The following is a 20,936-nucleotide window of genomic DNA, read 5'->3' as shown; positions in this document are numbered from 1 at the left end:
GCCTTTTTTTTTGTTTCTTGGGCTTTCCTTGTCCTTTTTTTTTCGTGTCCGGGTGGCCGGTCGGGTTCTGGGGGGGGGGGGGGCCGCAGGGGGTGGGCCCCCCCTCCCCCCCGGCGCCGGGGCCCTGCACGGCGGGCACGGGGCCGTACCAGCGGGAGTTGGAGCGGCATCTGCGGCTGCCCGTGGACGGGCGGCAGGGCCCGGCCGACTGTGTGGCGATCCGCGACTTCCAGGGCCGTAACGGCCTGCGCCCCGCAGACGGCTACGCGGGCCTCGCGACCTACCGCACGATGCTGGTCGTCGAGGCGCGTCCCGCCCCGAACGCGGCGGGCGACTGCCCCGTCCGTTCGTACCGCGTCGCGTGCGTCGACCTGACCCGGCAGCTGATGTGGGTGCAGACGGGACGTCGAGTGGTGTTCGCGCCGGTGCCGATCCGCTCCGGCCGCGACGGCTACGAGACCCGCACCGGCTGGCACTCCGTCTACTGGCGCAACCTCGACCACTACTCCGACCTGTACGACAACGCGCCCATGCCCTATGCCCAGTTCTTCAGCGACGGCCAGGCCTTCCACGGCACCGTCGGCGACTTGTTCTCCGGCGGCTCGCACGGCTGCGTCAACCTGCGCCGGGACGACGCGCGGCGGCTGTGGGACGCCCTCGCCGAGGACGACGCCGTGTTCGTGTGGGGCACCAAACCGGGTACGGAACGCACGCTCAGGCCAGCAGCCGAGCACCCAGATCCTCGCCCGGACGAGCACCCGGCAGTACGTACGCCACCGCCGAACCCCGGTGCTCGGTGAACCTGCTCAGCTCGTCCCCCGCGGTCATCCGGTGCTGGACCCGCGCGAACAGCGCCGGATCCCGCATGAAGGCGAGGAACAGCAGTCCCCGGTCGTCGGGCCCGGCGTCGTAGGAGTATCCGCGCCGCAGCATCCGCGCCCCGGCGTCGAGCCGGGGGCTGGCCGCGCGGACATGCGACCGCAGCGGAATGACGTACCGCCCCTGCGGGGTCTTCGCGAAGATGTCCACGTCGTCGTGCTCGTGGCTGCCGCCCAGCGGCGCCCCGCTGGCCCGGTGCCGGCCGATGACCTCCTCCTGCCGGGCCGTACCGAGCCGGGCGAACGCGTCGACGCCGATGTGGATACGGCGTACGACCAGGAAGGTTCCGTCGTCGGACCAGACCCAGCGTTCGCACTCCAGCGGGGTCGGATTCTCCGTGCCGTCCTTGAAGCCGAGCTGGTTGCGGGGGGTGCGCCCGGCCGGGGTGGGCGGCAGGAAGCCGGTCTGCCGCCAACGCGGGCGCAGGGTGTCGCCGGCCAGCCGGGTCAGCGTGGTCGCGGCGGCCAGGGCGGTGCCCGGGTCGTCGGCGCAGAGCTGGAGCAGCAGGTCACCGCCGCTGTGGGCGGGGTCGAGCCGGTCGTCGGGGAAGGGTGGCAGCTCGCGCAGGGCGGCGGGCGCGGGTACCCGGAGCATCTTGGGCAGTCGTGGACCGACGGCGACGGTCGCGGTGAGGTGCGCCCGCGCCGCCCCTTCCAGACCGACGGCGGCCCCGCCCACAGTCTCATCGCCGGCGCCGTCCAAGGCCTCGTCGGCGACCCCCTCCAGGGCGTCGTCCAGCGCGCGGGTCCAGCGCGCCAGCACCTCCCGGAGCGCCCGAGCCCCCGCCGCTCCGCGCACGCCGGGGGCGAGGTCGTATGACACGACCAGGGCCGCGTCCTGCGGCGGCGTGGTCACGCCACCTTGGCGGACGCCCCGGAAACGGAACGTCGCCGGACCGGCGGCGGGCGGTGAGTCCGGTGCTCCGGCGGAACAGGCGGCGGTCGCGGCGAGCGCGCCGAGGGCCGCGGCGCGGGCCAGGACGTCCCGGCGGGCGGGGTCCGACGCGCCGTCGGGCGTGGCGAAAGCGGCATGTGCTGTCATGGGATCGAACGGGACGATACATCTTCGATCGTGCGAAACACTCACTTTCTTCGTCTCACGCGGGCCGTGTCCCATGGGCTGCCGGCCGTGTCCCTGTTGCTCCTGATGGGCGCCACCGGCTGTACCGGCGGCTCCGCACCGGGGTCCGGGGGCGCGGCACCGGCCTCGGTCGTCCGCGTCCCGCAGGACACCCCGTCCCTGCAACGCGCCGTCGACCAGGTCGGCGAGGGCGGCCTGGTGCTGGTCTCGCCGGGGGTCTACCGGGAGAGCGTGACGGTGTCCGCGCCCCGGGTCGTGCTGCGCGGTACCGACCGGTCGACAGTGATCGTCGACGGGCAGTTCCGGCGCGCCAACGGCATCACCGTGACCGGCGCCGGTTCCGTCGTGGAGAACCTGACCGTCCGCAACCACCTCGCCAACGGCGTGCTGTTCACCGGCGTGACCGACGAGAGCCTCCAGGCGGGCGGCGCGGGCGGCTCGGCGTACGACCCGCTGGACACCGTCAAGTTCCCCCCGCTGAAAGGGTTCCGGGCCTCGTACGTGACGGCGTACAACAACGCGCTGTACGGGATCTACGCCTTCGACGCCCGCTCCGGGGTCATCGAGCGCTCCTACGCGTCCGGGCACGCCGACTCCGGGATCTACGTCGGCCAGTGCCGTCCGTGCGACACGGTGGTGCGGGACAACACCGTGGAGCACAACGCGGTGGGCCTGGAGGTCACCAACGCCTCCGAGCGGCTGTATCTGCTGGGCAACCGGGCCGACCGCAACCGGGTGGGGCTGACCCTCAACTCCAACGACCTGGAAGCGCTGGGCCCGCAGCACGGGGCGGTCGTCGCGGGCAACGCGCTCACCGACAACAACGACGACGCGAGCCCCGAGCAGGCCGACGGCGGCTTCGGCATCGGGATCGGCGCCGGCGGCGGTCGCGGCAACGTCGTGGAGCGCAACCTGATCAGCGGTAACCGGGCCGCCGGGGTGCTGCTGAGCGACGTACAGGGCTACCCGGCGCGTGCCAACACCGTGCTCGCCAACCGGATCCGCGCCAACGGCATCGACCTGGTGCTGGCCACCGGCTCCGCGGCCGGCAACTGCCTCACCGCCAACGGGGAATCGACCACGAGCCCGGCCCGGCTGCCCCGTGCGACACGCTGCGGGAAGGCGGCGCGGGCGACCCTGGACAAGGACACGACGGGCCTGGTCCCGGCCCCCCTGGGCCAGCCGGCCCCCGTCCAGGCGCCCCCGGGCATCTCGTTCCAGGAGGTCCCGGCGCCACCGGCCCAGCCCTCCATGCCGCGGGCCCGTACGACCCCACCCCGCCCGGCGACGGACCTGCCCGGCCAGGTCGACCCGGCTGAGTTCCCGCTCCCGGCGACGGCGAGCGCGGTGCCCCGCCGCTGACCGGTCTACCGCTCCCCCCAGGGCTCCCCCGGCACCCCCGCACCCCGCACCCTGACCCCGCCGAGGTCGACGGTGATCGTGCGGCCCGGCCCCGTGTCCGCCATGACCCGGCGCAGGCCGCCCTCCCCGTCGATCCAGTACGTCAGCGGGGAGCGCTCGGTGCGGGAGCGGGACGGCGACGCGGAGGCGTTCGGGCGGGGGCGCGGGCCGGAGAAGACGTCGTAGCGGCGCCCGTCGAGCCGTTCTTCGCGGAGCCGGAGGGGGCCAGACCGGGCCAGGAGCTGGGCGTTGTCCGGGCGGTCGGCCGCCATGGACAGCGTCAGCCGCAGGGCCGTGTCGAGCGGGGTGCCGCCGTAGGCACGGCGGCTCCATTCGGTCGGCTTCAGCCGCGCGGCCTCGCGCAGCGCCCGCTCGGGGGAGGCGGGGGCGGGGCCGGGAGCAGCTCCGGGCCGGGACCCGGCAGCCGGGGTCTTCCCCGCTTTCTCCTCGCCGCTCCTCCCCTCGCCGTCTCGTGCGCCCGTGACCGCGACCGCGAGCCCGCTCCGGTCCCAGGCCAGCAGTCCGCCGTCGGGGCGTCCGGTGCCCGTCACCTCGTACCAGCCGACCCCCCGGTGCCGCCGGTGGTCGACCACCGCGCGCACCACGACCGTGCCGTCGCCCGCGGCCGTCCGGACGGTGACCCGTGACGGGCTGACCTGGTACGTGCGAAAGCGGGCGAGCGCCATGCGTTGCGCCTCGTCGGCGGAGACCGGTCGCGGCCCGGCCGCCCCGCCGCCGGAAAGCAGCAGGGCGGCGCCACAGGCGATGGCCCCGGCCGCGGCGATCCCCGCCGCCCACCGGAGTCGGGATCGACCGGGAACCCGGGTCCGTACCGCTGTCAGCACCGTTGTCCGCCGCTGTTTCCCGCCACTGTTGCGCATGGCACGTCTCTACACGCGGGCGGGCCGCGTACCGGTCGACACCGGTACGCGGCCCGCCCCGCGTCACCCTCCCGGGTGCGCGGCCGTCACCCCACTGGGCAGGGCGTCAGCACTTCTTGCCCTTGCAGGGCTCCCCCCGCTCGTTGGCGATCCGCACGACCAGGCCGTCGCCCGTCGCCGCGTTCCGCAGGGTGAGCGCGTACGGGCCGGTGACCGGCTTCTTGGGCAGTACGTAACCCTCGGGGACGTCCTTCTCCACGAGGTAGTACGTGCCGATCGGCAGATACGTGAAGGCGCACTTGCCGTTCTTGCCGGTCACGCAGTCGTCGACCCGCTTGTCCCGCTTGGCGCCGGACCGCTGGAGCCCCGGTGTGCCGTTGCTGTCGAGCCACAGCTCGAAGACCGCGCCGCGCAGCGGCTTACCGGTCTTCTTGTCGGACTTGACGACCGTCAGCCTCAGCGCCTTGACCAGACCGGCGTCGAGGGTGAGGTCCACGCGGTGGCCCGGACCGAGGGTGACCACGCCGGAGCATCCGGTGGCGGGATACACGACGGAGTCGTCACCCACCGCTCCCGCCTGCCGCTTGGTCCACAGGAAGCCTCGCGGCTTGCTGAAGCAGACCTTGTACTTCCCGTCCCGCAGATCCGTGAACAGGTACTTGCCGTCGGCGTCGGTCCTGGTCGTCCGCACGACGCGCCCCGTGTCCGGGTCGATCAGCTTGACCGTGACGTCCTTGGCGCCGGGCTCGCCCGGGTCCTGGAGGCCGTTGCCGTTCTCGTCGTACCAGACGTAGTCGCCCAGCTTGTTGAGCGGGACGAGTCCGGCGTCCAGGGTGAGGTCCTGGCGCTTGGCCGGGCCCAAAGTCACCGGGTCCGTACAGCCCGTCCTCGGGTCGACGACCGAATCGTCGCCGGCCCCGCCAGCGTTCCGGGTCGTCCACCGGTAGCCGTCCGGCTTCACGAAGCAGACCTTGTACGAGCCGTCCGCCAGCTTGTCGAAGAGGTACTTGCCCTGGTCGTCGGTCCTGGTCGTCCTGATGACATCGCCGGTGGCGGGGTCGACCAGGTTGACCGTGAGGCCTGGCACGGGCTTCTCACCGGGGTCCTGCAGGCCGTTGCCGTTCTCGTCGTACCAGACGTAGTCGCCCAGCTTGTCGACCGGTCCGACCAGGCCCGCGTCGATCGTGTGGTCGACGTGTCCCGGCGCGCCGACCGCGACGGTCGTCTTGCCCTCCGGGTCGACGTTCGAGTCGATCGCGCGGTCCGAACCGGCTTCCTTCGCCGTCCACTTGAGCTCGGCGAGGGTCGGGGAGCCGGGCAGCGTGGACGGGTCGATGCCGCTGTAGTCGAAGGCGGCCGCGTACGAGGTGTCGGGCTTCAGGCCTTCCTTCGTCCCGAGGTAGTACTCGCCGTCGGCGTCGGTCGTGGCCGTGAGTTCGCGGCCGTCGGTGGACGTCAGTGTGACGACCACACCGGCGATCGGCGGCTCGGACGGGTCCTGGACGCCGTTGCCGTTGGAGTCGTACCAGACACGGTTTCCGATCTGGACCGGCGCCTGGTCGCAGACGAGTTCCAGGTCGGCGAGGCCGTTGGCCTTGCCGAAGAGGTTCTGCCGGAGGGCCGCAGTCCCGTCCCAGGTCGTCTGGACGAGGAGGTTGCCCTCGACCGCACCGCTGTCCGCGGTCCAGCGGCGGACACCCTGCTGGTAGGCGTTGAACGGGTCGTAGGCCGTGCTCCACGCCTTGTCGCGGTACGGCTGGAGCACCATGCCGCCCTCGCCGAGCTGGTCGTGGACCGCGTCGGAGAGGGTCGTGGAGTCGTCGTAGAACTCGCCGCCGCCGGGGCCCTCGCCGTTGCCCGGCAGACTGCCGGTCAGAGCGCCGCAGGAGCCGTTGTTCTCCAGCGTGTACGTCGTCCCGGACTTGCAGGCGCGCAGGACGTCACCGGCGGCGATGCCGGTGAGCAGCGGCTCCGCCGTGCTGTTGTACGCGTAGGTCGAGGTGCCCGTCATGTCGCCGAAGCGGTCGCGGTAGCCGAGCACCAGGTCGCCGTTGTCGGCGATCTCGATGTTGGACAGGATCGGCTGCGGCGCGGAGATGAAGGAGTGCGACTCCCGGCCCGGGACCCGCTCGTTCCAGGCCTCCCACTCGGCGCTCATGACCTGGCCGACGGTGGAGGGCTTGGTGCAGCGGTAGGCGTCGGCCGGCAGTCCGGTGAACCGGTAGGCGCAGCCGCGCTCGTAGTTCAGCGCGTGCGTGAAGATCTCACTGAACGTACCGCTCTTGAACTCGTAGACATGCGCACCGAGTTGCGTGGGGTCGCCCCACGGGGCGGCCGTGGTGACGGTCGACTCGGCGCCGCACACCCCGCCCACCAGCACGCGCTTGCCGCGCACGCCGATGCCGTAGGGGTGCCACTCGCCGGCACAGGTCGCCGGCTTGGGGATGTCGTACGGCGTCGGCGTGCCGGGGGTGACGGCGTCACCGGAGCCCTGGATGGGCACGCTGTACAGCTTGGAGTCGCTGAGGTTGACCGCGTACAGCGTCCTGCCGTCGCCGGAGACGTCGACGTCACCGATACCCTCGCGGCCGACCTTGGCGTAGACCGCGTCGTCGTGCAGCCAGTTGTCGGTGGTGACGTGCTCGGTGAGGGTGCCGGGCAGCGTGACGAAGGTGCCGACGGTGGCGCTGGTGCCGAACTGGCGGTAGATGGTGTTGGTGTTGCCCGCCGGGCCGTAGGCCGCGTGCCGCTTGACGAGCGTGCCCATGTACGTGTTGCCGGTGCGGTCCACGCCAATACCGAACACGGCCTGCTGTCGGGTGTTGTCCGTCAGCTGGGTGACGTCTCCGCCGGGGGACGTGTTCGTGAAGTCCCCGCCGAAGGAGACCAGGCCCTTGTAGGTGCCGGGGGCGTCGCCCTTGGCGATGTTGCAGGTGACCAGGTCCGGGTTCTCCTGGCAGTAGACGCCAGGCTCCCAGAAACCGGTCGTGTATGTGGCGCTCGTGCCGCCGGAGACGTCGACGAAGCCGACGTTGCTGCGGATGACGTCCGCACCGGTGCCAAGGCCCGCGACCGCCGGGGAGAGGTTGCCCGGGTCGGGGTTGGTGACCTGGACGCGGTACCTGCCGCCGGTCAGGGCGGAGGTCGCCGGGGTGAAGACGGCGGTGCCGTCGGCCCCGGTCGTGCTGGTCAGGACCGTACCGGCGTCGTCCGTCAGGGTGACCGTGACACCGGCGAGCCCCGGCTCCAGCACGCTGTCGTAGGCACCGTCGGCGTCGACCTCGGTGACGACCCGGACGGTCACGGTGCCGTCCCCGGGTGCGGCGGCCCGCACCGCCGCGCCCTCGAACCTCGGACCGGCCGCCGCACCCGCGAACGACCCGGTCACCACCAACGCGAAACTCAGACCGGCCACCCCGGCCAGCCGTCTCCTCCGCCCCGGCGGAGCGTCCTGCGTCCACCGGCGCGCTGCGCCGGCGTCTGGTTCTCCTCTGAACACGGTGTCCTCGTCTCGTGGAGCGTAGAGCGGACCCCCATCTAGATATGTATAGGAACGGTAAAGATGATCGAATCGACCCGTTAGGAGGAATGTCGGATTAACGGACTGATCGGGGGTGGCGCGGGATCGGGCTGAAGAGTGGTCTTCACGGGACCTTCACGGGGAGGGTTTGGGGGCTCGGGTGCGGGGCGCTGCGGGGGCGGGGGTAGGAAGTGGTTCCCTCGGGGGTCCGTCGGTCCGCGTGGGTACGGGTGATCCTGTCGGTCGCCGACCTTGTCGCGGCGTTCGGGCAGGAGGTCAGGGCCAGGCGGCCGGCTGGGCATGCCTTCTCTTCCCGAGGGTCAGCCGAGGTCCTCCAGGAGCAGGTCGAGCGCCGCCTCCTCGTGGAGGGCGATGCCCAGGGCTTCCATGGCCGGGGCCAGTTCCGCATCCCAGACGGCTTCCACCCGCGGCCCGGCGAGGAGAAGCTGCGGAGTGCCCTGCAGTTGGGTGCGGGTCGCAAGGTACTCGTAGTCCCCCGCTGTCATGCGCCACGCCTGGGCGTCGTAACGCTCCACGACACGGTTGGCCAGCGCGATCCCCGGCCAGTCGAAGTCACCGTGGTAGGCGAAGGCGCACCCGGCGGCGGCCAGCGCGTCGAGCAGGGTGAGCACGACCGTCGTCGCGCTGCCCGAGGTGCAACGACCGCGTACGAGTCGGCGAACTCCTCCGCCCCACCGGAGAAGAAGCAGTCGATCGCGGTACGGAACCAGCGCGCGAGGAGGTCCCCACGTGGCGCGCCCGCCTGTTCGTCGAGCGTGGCCCAGAGGGTCACGTCCATGCTGGGCGATTCGTCTTCCACTCGGGTCCCTCCGGGACGCAGAGAACCGTGGTCCCTCAGACTCCCAGGGCCTCAAGGAGCCGAAGGAACAGCTCCTCCGCGAAATCGGCGTCCTCCACGGCGAAGACCGCGAGAAGGCCGGCCGCGTCGGGGGTGAGTCCCGCCTCGCTCGCCCAGGCGGCCGCGGCGCGCGCGGCCTGCTCCGGGAGCGGGAACTGGGCGTCGAAGTCCTCGTCGTCGTCCTCGCAGTAGCTCTGGGCCGCCGCGCGTGCCAGACAGGCCCGCCAGTACCCGCCGACCGCCGAGTGGCCCTCGATGAAGACCGTGTCGCTGTCCAGCACGAACCCGGCCAGGGCGGGTGCCCCCGTTTCCTCCGCCAGGTCGGCGAGGAGGCCCGGGCCGTCGTCGGCGAGTTCCGGGCCCGGGTAGCGGCCGATCTGCCAGCCGCCGGGCCGGTGCTCGTGTTCGTCGATGCCGTCGTGCCGCTCGACGACCGCCTGGAGGTCGTCGAGCGGGGTCTCGCCGCGGCACACGACGAAGGAGCCCCAGAAGCCCACGACGCCTCAGTCCTCCCGCGCCGCGCGCCGGGCCAGCCGCTCACGGGCCCAGGTGACGAAGGGAGCGAAGACCTCCTCGGCCTCGGCCTTGTCGACCAGGGCGGTCACGTCCGCGACCGGGTCGTCGTCGACGCGCAGGAAGATCTCGGTCATGGGCCAACCCCTCAGGCGCAACAGTTCACCGTTCGGGTTGACCCGGGTCTCCTCCAGCAGCGTCCCGCGATCGAGCAGTCGCACCATGTACGGAATCGACTCCTCCATGAGGACCCGGGCCAGTTCCCGTCCGCACAGGTCCCGGGTGCCCGGCTCCACGAAGGCCCACCGGGACCGGAACGGCATCTCCTCGTCGGGCTCGTGGGCGACCTCGGCCGGCGGCATCACCGGGCAGGTGGCCAGGGCCCCACTGGCGTCGGGCTGGGACGGTTCGGCGTACTGGCGGTTCACGAACTCCCAGTGGGACAGGGGAACCAGCGTGAACGTGACGTCGAAGACCTCCCGGCCCGGGTTGACCGCCTCCCGGTGGACCTCCATCAGCAGGTGATCGCCGTGTGGTGCCACCAGCCGGAAGGTCCTGCCCTTCTTCGTGAAGCCGGCCGCCTTCATGACCGGCGCGACGTGCTGCTTGATGAGGGTGTCCAGGGGAGCCCGGGTCCGGGCCGAGGCACTCAGATTCCGCTCGCGTCCTCGAAGACGACCCGCAGCTCCGGGCGGGCGGGGTCGTCACGGGGGATGCCGGGTGGCAGCACCGGTGCCAGCACCCGGAAGATCTCGCGCATGGCCCGGTCGTCGTACCCGGCGAGGGTCTCGGTCGCCTGGAGCAGCAGCCCGCCGCCGCGCAGTTCCCGTACGGCGTGGAAGACACCGGTGTCCGCGAGTCGTTGCGCGCCGCCCAGCCGGGCGGCCAGCTCGCTCGGCACACCGGTGACCCAGGAGTAGCCGCGGAGGTGGGTGCGGGACTCGCGCAGGGACTTGCGGCGGGTCCGTAGTAGCGCCGCCTCCAGGTGCGTCGTGTCAGCGAAGTCCAGGTACTCCACGCGCGTGAAGGCGGGATCCGAACCGTCCAGAGCGGTGACGAGGAAGTCCACGATCCGCGCGCACAGCTCCGGGTCCGCGGTCCGTTCCGCGGCCCGCAGCCCGACGGCCAGGGCCGTGTAGCTGCCGTCGCTGCGCAGATAGGAGCTGGTCACGCGTCCGAAGTCGCCCACCGTTTCGTAGGGGTGGTCCACCGGGACGAAGAAGTTGACCGAGGCGTGGAAGGGGTGGCGCAGGAGCCTCTCCTCCAGCGCCCGCCAGTTCTCCTCGACCCCCTTGGCCCGCAGTACGTCCCCACCCCTCTCGAACGAGTCGTCGACCGACACGTGGGCCTCGTCGTACGCGGCCGGATCGGGGAAGAAGGAGTCGACCGCGGCCCTGAACCAACGGGCCAGGACCTCGCCGCGCGACACGGCCGACTGCTCGTCGAGGGTGACCTCGATGTGCACGTCCATCCCCGGTGCCTCGTCTTCCATCAACGCCTCCTCCTTCTCACATCGCTCCCGATCCCGACCCTACGTGCCGCTCCGCTAGGCGAAGGCGCCGCCTGTCAGGCCGTTGAAGACGAATCCGACCGTGAACAGTACGCCGGTGAAGACGAGCGCTCCCGCTCCGGCCTTCTGCGCGTCCGGAGAGATCTGGAAGCCGCCCGCCGCACCGCCGGCGGAGGCCACCCCGGTCGGGCCCGGCACGGGTTCCAGGGCCGGGGCGTCGACCGTTCCCGGTGCGGGTTCCTCGACCGGAGCCGCGGTGCTCGCTCCGGGCTTGGGGACGGGGCTGGGGCTGGGCGTGGGGTCCTTGCGGGGCTTGCCTCCGTAGAAGCGCATGCCGGGATACGCGACCTTGGACCAGACGTTGACGATGCCCTCACGGGATGCGGCCCGGCCCGACAGCAGGCCCGGGCCCCGCTCGACCTCGCGGTCGTCGCCCACCGCGTCGAAGTGGTCCTCCATGCCCTCGACGTACCTGGTCAGATCCTTGGGACCGTCGGTCTTGCCGTACCCGTTGCCTGGCTTGACCTCCCAGATGTACACCTTGTCCTTCGTCCACAGGATGACGTCGGCGGCGCCGTCGTTGCCCGTTTTGTTGCCGCTCGCGCCGGGGACGGTGTTCGCCGTCGTGCCGCCGTCGCCGATGTCGACCGTCACATAGCCCTCGACCTTGTTCTCCATGGCCCACACCTGTGCCGCGTAGCCCGACTGGCAGACCGCGGCGTCGTGACCGCTCAGGCCGAAGGTCAGGCCGCAGGCGGAACCGACGTTGGTATTGCCGCCGTTGCGGACGACCGTCTTGCCGCCCTTGCCCGTGCCGCCCTTGGAGCCGGTGTCGGGGTCCTTGTTGTTGGAGATCGGCATGCCGCCCCGGCACTTGATCTCGCCGGTGAAGCACTCCATGAGCATCTCGCCGCTCGGATCGGAGAAGGAGACCGGGTTGTTGGCGGCGTAGGTGTAGCCGTTCAGGGTCTGCTGCTTGTCTGCCTCGAGCAGCGGGTCGGCGCTGATGAAGCGGCCCGTCGCCGGGTCGTACTCGCGGGCCCCGATGTGGGTCAGACCGGTGCTCGCGTCCGCTGTCTTGCCGAGGAACGCCTTGTCGTCGGGCCAGTTGCCCGTCCCGCCGGAGCGGGTCGCGCCGAAGGGCGTGGTGTAGCGCTTGGTGACGGCCTGGGTCGAGGCGTTGAGCGCCACGCTCGACGTGCCGTGCTGGTCGGCGGCCAGCCAGCACAGGGTGTCGGTGCCGGACTTGTTGGTGCGCAGGGCGACCGCGTTGCCGTTGAAGCCGTAGTAGCGCTGTGCCCAGTACTTGCCGGTGGTGTTGTCCAGGTGGACCTCGGTGGTGCCCAGGTACAGGACGGTCTCGCCGGAGGCGTTGCGGCGGATGAGCAGGTTGCCGTCGGCGTCGTAGACGTAGCCGGTGGCGGTGGTGCCCTCCTTCAGTTCTGCCAGCTTGCCCTCGGGGGACCAGGTGAGGGACTGGGTGGCGGTGCCGTCGGGGCGAGCGGTGGTGTTGCCGGCGGAGTCGTAGCCGTAGGCGGGGGTGACACCGGTGCAGGAGGCGGCGGCGGTGGTCGCGGTGAGGGCGTGCGGCTGGGTGGTGCCGTAGCAGTAGTTCTTCTTCGTGGTCGCGGCGGTGGTGTGCGTGGTCTCCGTCGCCCGCAGGCCGGAGTCCGTGTAGGTGTACGACGTCCAGTAGGAGCTCGGCCCGCCCAGTCCGGCCGTGGTCCGCGCCGACTCCGCGCAGTCGCCGGCGGCGGGGGTCCAGGCCTCGGTCAGACGGCGGTGGCCGTCGTAGGTGAAGCACTGGTTGTCGGCTGCGGACGTGCCACCGAGGGTGGTGGGGTCCTTGATGGAGGTGACGTTGCCGGTGTCGTCGTACGCGTAGTTGAGCTCCTGGAGCTCGTAGCCGTGCGTCTGGTCGGTGAGGACGGCCTGGGTGAGGCGGTCCGTGCCCTCCTCGTAGGTGTTGGTGAGGTACGCCTTCTTCGTGCCGGTCGCGGTGGAGGTGCCCAGCGTGAGCTGTTCGGTCTGGCCGAGGGCGGAGTAGCTGACGCCGAGGACGTAACCGGTGGTGCCGGAGAGGCTGGTGGGCAGGCCGGCCGCGTTGTACTCGGAGGTGACCTTCTCGCTCGCGAGGCCGCCGGCGGCCGGTTCGTTGATGTACTGCTGGCTGCCGTCGATGTTGTAGTACGTCGAGAAGTCGAGCGTGGCCTTCACCGCGCCGGAGCTGACGAGTGCGTCGCTCCCCGGCAGCACCAACTGGGTTCCCGTGGCGTGGTAGTTGGCGTCGTAGGCGGTGACCTTCTTGATGTAGGGCGTACCGCCCACCCCGCCCACGTAGCGGGTCGTGGAGTCCAGCTGGCCCTTGGCGAGGGTGTCGTACGCCCAGGCGGTCAGCTTGTTGGCGTCCGTCTTGGAGCCCGTCCACTCCCCCGTCTGGCGGCCGAGGACGTCGTAGTCGTAGAGCAGGGACGTCCCCCGCGAGTCGGTGACCTTGGCGACCTGGTCGCCGGCGGTGTACTCGGTTCTCGTCGTGCCCTTGTCGGGGTCGGTCGCGGAGACCTGACGGCCGTGGAGGTCGTAGTCGTAGCTCCACTTGGTCCGGTCGGGAGCGGTGATCGTGCTCTGCTTGCCGTCGGGTGTGTAGGTGAACAGGGTGCTCGTGTAGGTCGCGCCGCTGCCCGCGCCGTAGTCGGCGTCGGAGGTGGCGGTGCCCGCGTACTCGCGGCGTTCGACGGTTCGGCCGAGCGCGTCGGTGATCTCGCGGACCGCGGAGCCGCCGGACAGGGCGGTGGTGGCGGTGGAGTCGCCGGTGTAACTGGTCGTGGTGGACCAGCGCTTGACGCCGTAGATGTAGAGGGTGTTGGTGGTGAGGCGGCCCGCCGCGTCGAAGGCGGTCTCCGTCTGCTTGGGCGCCTCGCCGTACTCGGCGCGGGTGTAGGTGCCGGTCGGCGTGTGGTCCTGGTCGAAGATGTCCGCGTACGTCTCGTAGGCCAGGCCGCGGCTGTCGTAGCGGGTGTCGGTCAGCAGCCGTCCGCCGAGTGCCGTGGGCGTCTGGGTCTGCAGGGTGCGCAGCAGCGAGTCGTAGACGGTGTAGGTGGTGTTGTAGGTGTCGCCGTCCGCCTTGAGCGTGCCGGTCGACGTCCAGGACGGCTTGTCGCTGGTCACCGAGTAGTCGTACGTGTAGCTGGCGCTCTGGTCGCCCGAGTGGGAACGGTTGGGCAGCCAGACGGCGGTGGTGCGGCCCAGCGCGTCGTACGACGTCTCGGTCAGCTTGGTGTTGACGTCGTAGACCTTGGTGATCTGACCGCTCGCCGGGTCGTGGTAGGTGTACGACTTCTGGGACTTGGGGTTGGTCAGGACGATACGGGTCAGCGGGCCGGCCGCGATGGGCGTGTAGGCGACGCTCGTGGTCTGGCCGCCGGAGTTCGTGGAGGTCGCCACGCGACCCAGGCTGTCGAAGGTGCTGCTGCCGGTGGTCTGCCAGGCGGTGGGGTTGCGTTCGCCTCCGGTCGCCGTGGCCGGGTACGCGGAGGCTCGGCCGCCCCAGGTCTTGAGGCCCTTGGTGGGGGTCTGGTTCGCGCTCCACGCGGTCGCGGAGGTGTTGTCGTAGTACGTCGCCGTGTCCGACAGGACGTCCCCGCGGCTCGCGGACGAGGTCGGCAGGGACAGGGAGGTCTCGGCGACCGAGCAGGCTCGGGCGACCGAACGGTTGCGGGAGACCAGGGAGTTGATGCCGACGGAGTCGTTGCGGGCGTACCAGGTGCGGGTGCAGGTCTCGTCGCCGCTCTTGGCGGTGTCACCGGCGTCGTCGACGGTGACGGCCATGCCGTAGTCGTCGTAGGCGGTGGCGGTGGCGGTGGTGCGCCAGTCGGCGTCGGTCGTCAGGTAGGTGTGCGTGGAGGTCTTGGCGGTACGGACGTAGTAGGCCTCGGTGTCCGCGTACGACTTGTGCTGGGTGGCGGTCTTCTTCGACCAGGGGTCGTTGACGGTGACGGTGACCGGAGTGGAGCCGTTGTAGGCGATCTGCTCGCGCAGCATGCCGGCGTACTGGTCGCTGTCGGTCTGGTCGGGCACGTCGAGGCCAGTGAAGTCGATGCCCTTGACGGTCGCGGAGCGGCGGGCGCCGGCATCCAGTTCACCGTCGGTGCCGAGCAGTCGGTCGCCGTTCATGCCTTGCCGGAACACCGAGACCGTCTTGACGGCGGAGCCGCCGACGCCCTTGGTCGTGGTCACCCTGCCGTAGCCGCGCCAGATGGACCAGGTGCGTTCGTCGGTGGAGACCAGCGGGTTGTCGTTGTAGTGCCAGGCCGGGCCGGAGTAGCTGTAGGAGGTCTCCACGGCGTCGTTCTTGCCGGTCGGGTCGGAGACGTTGACGGCGAGGACGCGGTACTTGTGGAACCAGTCGATGCTCGACTCGCTCGCTCCGTTGATGCCCCAGTACTGCGGGTAGCAGGACGTGGCGTTGTCGTCCTCCGCGGCCGGCATGGCCGAGCCTCGCACGCACTCCGGCTCGGAGAGGGTGACGCGGGTGATCGAGCCGGTCTCCGAGGTGATGCTCTCGATACGGGGGCGGGTCAGCGGGAGGATGTCGTCGGTGGCGTCGACCCGGTTCTCCCGCATCTGGTAGGTGAAGGCGATCGGGCCGAGGGAGACCGCGGTGCCGTTCTTGCCGGTCCGCGTGATGCTCTTCAGGGTCAGTGTCTGGTCGGTGCTGTCGCCGATGTCACCGCCGTCCAGGTACTGCTGGGCGAACGCCCAGGTGTCGACGGGTGTGAACGCGCTGCCGGTGGCCGACCAGGCCCAGGTGTCGATCTGGGTGAGCCGCTTGCGGGTGAAGAAGGCCGGGCTGTGCGCGTCGCAGTCGGCGTCCTTCTTGCAGATCGCGTCGTAGGGCACGTCGGGCCAGTTGGGCGCGGTGGAGTCCTTGAGCTCGGAGCAGTCCGAGGCCGTGCAGCGCTCCGCGTAGGTGAAGGTGACCTTGTCGGAGGTGACGCCGGTGAACAGGGTGTCCTTGTTCTGGCCGTAGAGGATCTTGGTGAGGTAGCCGCCGCGGGTGTACTCGGTGGTGGCGGTGGAGGCGCCGTTCTTGCCGTAGGCGTTGGTCTCCGAGGTGTACCAGTAGCTGGCCGCGTTGCCGCTCGGGTCCTCGACGTAGTCCAGGTTCCAGCGCCAGGCCTGGGTGACCGCGCGGTCGGCGAAGGCGGAGCCCTGGTCGTAGCCGGGTTCGCCGGAGTCGTCGCCGTAGACGGGCACGGTCCACACCGAGTTGGTGCGTTCGGTGCCGGCGCCGGCGAGCTTGTCGAGCCCGAAGACGTACTTGGTGCCGTCGCCGGTCGTCACCGTCCAGTACTCGCCGTTTCCGTCGCCGTTGTCGGCGCCGGTGGAGCGCGTGACGGTGGACGCGTCGTCGCTGGCCAGCCGCCAGACGCCGGTGGTGTCGTCCTTGACCAGCTCACTGGACTTGCCGTTGAGGACGAGGGAGGCGTTCTCGTACTTCCAGCACAGGTCGTGCTTGTCGTCCTGGCCGTCCTTGTCGCAACTGCCGTAGGACCGCTCGACGTAGGAGGTCGCCGACAGGTCGAAGCCCTCGCCGAGCTGGGTGGTCTGGTTGTTGGTGGACGCCGTGCGGCCGTCGATGGCGCCCGAGTCGTAGGACAGTTGCAGCGTCGGCGCGGGGCCCGCCGCCGCGGGCGGCACGCTCATCGGGTACGACCAGCTGAACGAGCCGGCGCTGCCGCCCGCCTCCCAGGTCGAGGAGGACGAGAGGGGCGTGGCGGTGTAGCTGCCGGCACCGGAGGAGGAGGCCGCGGACGTGGCGGCCAGGGCGAGGACGGTGGCGCTCATGGTGTCCGCGGCCATCGCGACGTCGGCGGAGACGGTCTGGTCCTTGACGTCGTTGTGCGAGGCCAGCGGGGTGCCCTTGCGGCACTCCGCCTTCTGGGGAGTGGTCAGGGCACAGGCCGGCAGGCGCAGCAGGCCGAGCCTGCCGGACCAGCCGCCGCCGTAGGCCGAGGCGAACTCCCCGTAGTCGACGGCGACTCGGGCGCGGCCCGGTTGCGTGGCCGAGGCGGTGAGCAGGACGCCCTTCACCCCTGCCGCCGCGGTCGACCTGCGGTCGAGCACTCGGATCGTGGTGTCACCGGCGGCCACCTTGCCCACGCTGCCGGGGGCGACGGTGACCGGGAGGCCGCCCGCGGTGACGGCGGCGTGGCGGGTGCGCGCCCTGGGTATCGCCGCCTCGACGCGACCGGGCGTGGGCCAGGTCACCCGCTGTTCGGCTGCCGCCCGTCGGGCCTGGCCCGCGTTCTCCTGCCGGGCCGCGGCGACGGCCGCACGGGCCTTCTTCGCGCCGAGGCCGGTGACCGCTCGGACGTCACTGTCCCGCTGCTTGGGCGCGTCGGGACGCCCGAGGCCGGCCGCCGCCTGCGCCGGGGCCGCCTGCGCGGAGGGCAACGCGCTCGTTGTCAGCGCGAGTGTCAGGGTCACGAGGACACCTGCACGTCCACTGCGCAGCCAACGGAGCACTCTCGTACCGGTGTTCACGACATACCCCTGTCAAGGCACGGCCGCGACGCGGCACGGAGGGAAGGAGTCGAAGGAGGGAAGGGAGAGTCGGAGGAGGGCGGGGACCGCGGCGGTCAGCCGCCGATCATGGTGTCGATCTGGGTGCCGTCGGTCGCCGCGCCCGTCCAGATCCGGATGTCGGAGATCCGGCCGGGCAGGTAGTGGCCCCAGGCGCTGTTCACGAAGCCCTTGCCGACGGCGAGTTCGCCGGAGCCGACGACGGCCGTGTACGGCGTGTCCGTGTCGTTCTGCGTGGAGTCCAGGTAGAGGGCGATGGTCCCGGCCCCGGCGCCGTTCCCGGCCTGGGCGTCGTACACCCCGGTCAGTCGCACGCGGCTGCCGACGACCGCCGCGCTGTCGGAGTCGACGGCGGTGAAGGTGCCGTCGGCGGCGAGGCGTCCGAACCGCCAGAATCCGACCGGGACTTCGTAGGGATTGTCGTCGTCGTCGAAGCGGGTCTCGGTGCCGGTCTGCTCGTACCACAGGCCCCAGGCCGAGCCGTCGGCCGTGCGCTGGCCCAGCACCTGGCCGATGTAGCCGGTGCCCTTGGCGTTCAGGGCGGCCTGGTCGAGTTCGACCTCGGTGGTCACGGTGAAGGAACCGGTCTCGTCGACGAGCGGGCCGGACGTGGTGACCGCGTCGTCGGTGCCGTCCAGGACGATCGCCTCACCGTCGAGCGAGGCGCCCCCGGACAGTGTCAGCGAGCGTCCGTAGCCGGAGAGGCTGTCGGCCAGCGTGGTGCCGCTCGCCCCTTCGGGGTTCCAGGCGGCGACCATCTCGGTGGCCGTCGCGGTCCCGGAACTGTCCAGCAGCCTGGCCTCCTTGGCGATGTCGCCGGGCTGCAGGGCCTCCTGGAACACGGCGACCTCGTCGACCCGGCCGCGCCAGTACTGCTCGTAGGTGCCGGCCACATAGCTGGCCCGGCCGAACTGCAGGGCCCCGTCCGGGGTCTGCTTCTCACCGCCGGCCGGCACGGCGACCGGGCTGCCCTGGGCGCGGCCGTTGACGTACAGCTGGATCGTCTTGTCCTCGGCGTTGTACACGCCCGCGAGCTGCGTCCATGTCTTCAGGACGACGCCCTCCGCCGCCGCGTTCTGGGTGACGAAGCGGCGGGTGCCGCCGCTGTCGGTCCAACTGAGGCGGAACACCCACCGCTTGACCCCCGCCGAGTAGTAGAGGGAGAAGCCCGAACTGTCGCTGCCGGTCTGGGACAGGACGGTCCGGTAGGCGCTGCTCTCGGTCAGGTACGCCCAGGCGGAAACGGTGTACGAGGACTGGGTGTTGACCGCCGGCCCGGTGGTCGCGGCGTAGCCCGACTGCCGGGTGGTGTCGGAGGTGTCGTTGAGCCACAGCGAGAGGTCGGCGGAGCCACGGCGGGCGAGGGAGGACCAGCCGGAACCAGTGGTGTAGAGGGTGGCCGGGTGCCGTGTCCCGGCGGTGGTGGCGGAGTCGGACGCGACGGTCCCGCCGGAGCCGACCGCGCTGTCGTCGAAGTGCCAGCGTCCGGTGGCTCCTTGGCTCTCCTGCACGTTGAACCGCACGCTGCCGATGGCACCCCAGCGTCCGCTGCCCACGTTGTCCAGGGCCCGCACCTGAAGGACCTGCGTGCCGGCCAGATCGGGGGCGAGGGCCTTCTTCACCGTCTTCCCGGACACGGTCGCCGACCAGGAGGTGGCGGAGGACAGCTTGTAGCGGTATCCGACGACGGTGGCGGCGTCACCGGACGCCGGGGAGAAGCCGAACTCGTCCTTCACGCCCGGCCCGCCGGCCGCGGCACAGGCGTTGGCCGAGCATGCCGTGTACGTGGTGCCGAAGGTGATCACCGGCGCCTTGGGGGCGGTGGTGTCGACCTTGAAGTAGCACCAGCCCTTGGTGGTGACCGTGCTGTGGGACTCCAGATAGTCGGCGCCGCCGTTGTAGTAGGAGCGGGTGAACACCGCCATCCGGTACGTTCCGCCGTCGGTGAGTGTCACGGGCGAACTGACCGACACCCGCTGCCCGTCGTTCACGTACCCCGGGCTGACCGGCCGTACGGGCTCGGTGGCCACGGCCCAGGACCCGTCGCTCGCCTTCTTCTGTACATAGAAGTGGGTGCGCAGGTTCGCGCCGCTCTCTCCGCCGGAGAGTGTCTGTGCCACCGCGGTGAGCGTGGGCGTGGGGTCGGAGAGGATGTCGGGGTCTGCGGCGTCCGTCTCGCAGGAGGTGACCTCGCCGGACAGGACGCCCGGGCCGGTCGGCGGGGCGGGAACACCGACGTACGTCACATCGAGGACGGCGTCGTCGTCGAACCGCTTCCAGCCGTTGGGGTCGGACTCGTTGTACGCCTTCAGCATCAGGGTGAGCCGGGAGAAGCCGCCGGCCGCGAAGGCCTTGACGGTGTTGGTGAGGTTCTCGTAGTTCTGCGCCGGGTCGTCGTTGAACTCGATGGGTGCGTCCGGCTGGTCCGGATCACAGGCGGTGCCCCGGCCTGCGGAGACGGTCCGGTCGCCCATGATGTCCCAGTTGCTGGTCGGACCGGGCCACCGGGTCGCGGACGAGATGTTCGGCGTCCGCACCAGTTGCACGGTCGTCCTGTCGCAGGACATCGACCAGCGCTCGGTCACCCGGAACGTCGCGTCCAGCACCCGCTTGCCCCGCAGCGCGGTCGGCGCGAACTCGAAGTACATGCGCTGCTTGTAACCGGAGCCGCAGACATAGGCGTAACCGCCGGTGACGTACGTGCTGCAGTAGCCGACGCCCTCGCCGTCGTCGCCGCCGGAGAAGTTGTAGAACGTGTCGCCGTCCGAGGACAGCAGGGTGCGCTCGGACTCGCTCCAGGACACGTCGGGGTCGACGTAGACCGGGTAGACGGTGTCGTCCCCGGTCAGCAGTTCGGCGTCCGGCACGACGCTGATCGAGTCGTCGCCCGCGGTGACGGGGAGGACGGCGGCGGCGTCGCCGTCGCTGGGGCCGGAGGCGGGGTCGGGATTCACGTCACCGTCGGAGGCGACCGGTTCGTCGGCCGCGCGGAGCGACAGGGCGGACATCTTGGAAGGTGCGGCGGAGGACGCGGCGGAAGGCGTGGCGTCTCCGGCGGAGTCCCACTGACGAGCGGCGGGGGTGCGGAACACGGCGTTGCCGTTGTCGTCGACGGCGTCCAGACCTCCGCCGGCGCCGCCGCGCAACGTCAACCCCTGTGCCTCGACGGGGAAGTCCAGCTTCTTCAACTCGTCACCGGCCGCCGCCTGGGGCGACTTGACGACGAGGACCTGCCGGTAGCCCTCGGTGGTCGCGGTCATCCGCAGGTCCACGCCGGGCAGTACGTCCGCGTACACCGCCGAGGCGCCGTCCAGGGTCGGCGCGGGCAACTGACCGGGCCAGCCGACCGTCAGCGACTTACCGCCCTCGGCCACGCTCACCAGGTCGGCGCCGTCTCCCCCACCGGAGAACGACACATCCGTCACCGCCGCCTTCGGCCCGACCGTGCCGTCGGCCCGGTGCTCCAGCGAGGCGTCGGGGTCGTGCCAGGTCCCGCCGGCCCCTTTCACCCGCACCGGCACGGTGGACTGGCTGAGGGAGAAGGTGACGCCGTCGGGATTGGCGTAGGTCGTCGTGTATTCGGTTCGCTCGCCGACGACTTCTACGCGGTCGCCGGTCTCGGCGGCTTCTGCGGCGGCCTGTTGGGCCTCGGAGGTCTTTGCCTCGGCGGTCCCGGCTGCCGAATCCGCGTGGGCGGGCGGGGCCACG

At 71.2% G+C, this 20,936-nt stretch carries 11 protein-coding genes; 2 read left to right on the top strand and 9 right to left on the bottom strand.

Annotated elements, in window-relative coordinates; all coding sequences use genetic code 11:
* Positions 1–92: 92 nt before the first annotated feature.
* Positions 93–800, top strand: coding sequence for a L,D-transpeptidase family protein (locus ACZ5VD_RS05005; RefSeq protein WP_468680780.1), 708 nt, complete (start codon positions 93–95; stop codon positions 798–800).
* Here ACZ5VD_RS05005 and ACZ5VD_RS05000 read toward each other — a convergent pair.
* Positions 715–1,920, bottom strand: a complete 1,206-nt coding sequence (locus tag ACZ5VD_RS05000; protein WP_468550626.1) for a Dyp-type peroxidase — start codon at positions 1,918–1,920, stop codon at positions 715–717. The genes ACZ5VD_RS05005 and ACZ5VD_RS05000 overlap by 86 nt on opposite strands.
* 87 nt (positions 1,921–2,007) lie before the next feature.
* On the opposite strand from ACZ5VD_RS05000, the gene ACZ5VD_RS04995 reads away from it, so the two are divergent.
* The gene (locus tag ACZ5VD_RS04995) at positions 2,008–3,321 is read left to right on the top strand and encodes a right-handed parallel beta-helix repeat-containing protein (protein WP_468550627.1); all 1,314 of its coding nucleotides are present in this window, start codon (positions 2,008–2,010) and stop codon (positions 3,319–3,321) included.
* Between the two features lie 5 nt (positions 3,322–3,326).
* Here ACZ5VD_RS04995 and ACZ5VD_RS04990 read toward each other — a convergent pair whose 3' ends face one another.
* The 8 genes from ACZ5VD_RS04990 to ACZ5VD_RS04955 all read right to left on the bottom strand — a co-directional run bounded on the left by ACZ5VD_RS04990 (position 3,327) and on the right by ACZ5VD_RS04955 (position 20,935).
* Positions 3,327–4,241 (bottom strand): hypothetical protein, encoded by a 915-nt coding sequence (locus ACZ5VD_RS04990; RefSeq protein WP_468550628.1) that lies wholly within the window; start codon positions 4,239–4,241, stop codon positions 3,327–3,329.
* A 106-nt stretch (positions 4,242–4,347) separates the two neighbouring features.
* Positions 4,348–7,656 carry an SdrD B-like domain-containing protein gene (locus ACZ5VD_RS04985; RefSeq protein ID WP_468680778.1) on the bottom strand — a complete coding sequence of 1,103 codons (3,309 nt, stop codon included), beginning with the start codon at positions 7,654–7,656 and terminating at the stop codon, positions 4,348–4,350.
* A 425-nt stretch (positions 7,657–8,081) separates the two neighbouring features.
* Positions 8,082–8,636, bottom strand: a complete 555-nt coding sequence (locus tag ACZ5VD_RS04980; protein ID WP_468680776.1) for a DUF2399 domain-containing protein — start codon at positions 8,634–8,636, stop codon at positions 8,082–8,084.
* The gene (locus ACZ5VD_RS04975) at positions 8,617–9,117 is read right to left on the bottom strand and encodes a hypothetical protein (protein WP_468680773.1); all 501 of its coding nucleotides are present in this window, start codon (positions 9,115–9,117) and stop codon (positions 8,617–8,619) included. Before ACZ5VD_RS04975 ends, ACZ5VD_RS04980 begins: the two co-directional genes overlap by 20 nt.
* Positions 9,118–9,123: 6 nt before the next feature.
* On the bottom strand, positions 9,124–9,720 hold the full coding sequence (locus tag ACZ5VD_RS04970) for a hypothetical protein (RefSeq protein WP_468680770.1): 597 nt from the start codon (positions 9,718–9,720) through the stop codon (positions 9,124–9,126).
* Positions 9,721–9,782: 62 nt separating this feature from the next.
* Entirely contained in the window at positions 9,783–10,625 is an 843-nt protein-coding gene (locus ACZ5VD_RS04965) for a hypothetical protein (RefSeq protein WP_468680768.1), read from the bottom strand.
* 54 nt (positions 10,626–10,679) lie between these two features.
* Complete coding sequence (locus tag ACZ5VD_RS04960) at positions 10,680–17,132, bottom strand: RHS repeat domain-containing protein (protein WP_468680766.1); 6,453 nt, start codon at positions 17,130–17,132, stop codon at positions 10,680–10,682.
* Between the two features lie 152 nt (positions 17,133–17,284).
* The gene (locus tag ACZ5VD_RS04955) at positions 17,285–20,935 is read right to left on the bottom strand and encodes a LamG domain-containing protein (protein ID WP_468680764.1); all 3,651 of its coding nucleotides are present in this window, start codon (positions 20,933–20,935) and stop codon (positions 17,285–17,287) included.
* Position 20,936 lies beyond the last annotated feature (1 nt).

This window comes from Streptomyces sp. NPDC032822, from assembly GCF_055578825.1.
This window is presented reverse-complemented; position numbering and strand designations above follow the sequence as displayed.

What these genes read in the sequence shown, in the direction of transcription:
- ACZ5VD_RS05000 (WP_468550626.1), bottom strand. Translation starts at nt 1,920, where the DNA reads ATGACAGCACATGCCGCTTTCGCCACGCCCGACGGCGCGTCGGACCCC.
- ACZ5VD_RS04990 (WP_468550628.1), bottom strand. Translation starts at nt 4,241, where the DNA reads ATGCGCAACAGTGGCGGGAAACAGCGGCGGACAACGGTGCTGACAGCG.
- ACZ5VD_RS04970 (WP_468680770.1), bottom strand. Translation starts at nt 9,720, where the DNA reads ATGAAGGCGGCCGGCTTCACGAAGAAGGGCAGGACCTTCCGGCTGGTG.
- ACZ5VD_RS04965 (WP_468680768.1), bottom strand. Translation starts at nt 10,625, where the DNA reads ATGGAAGACGAGGCACCGGGGATGGACGTGCACATCGAGGTCACCCTC.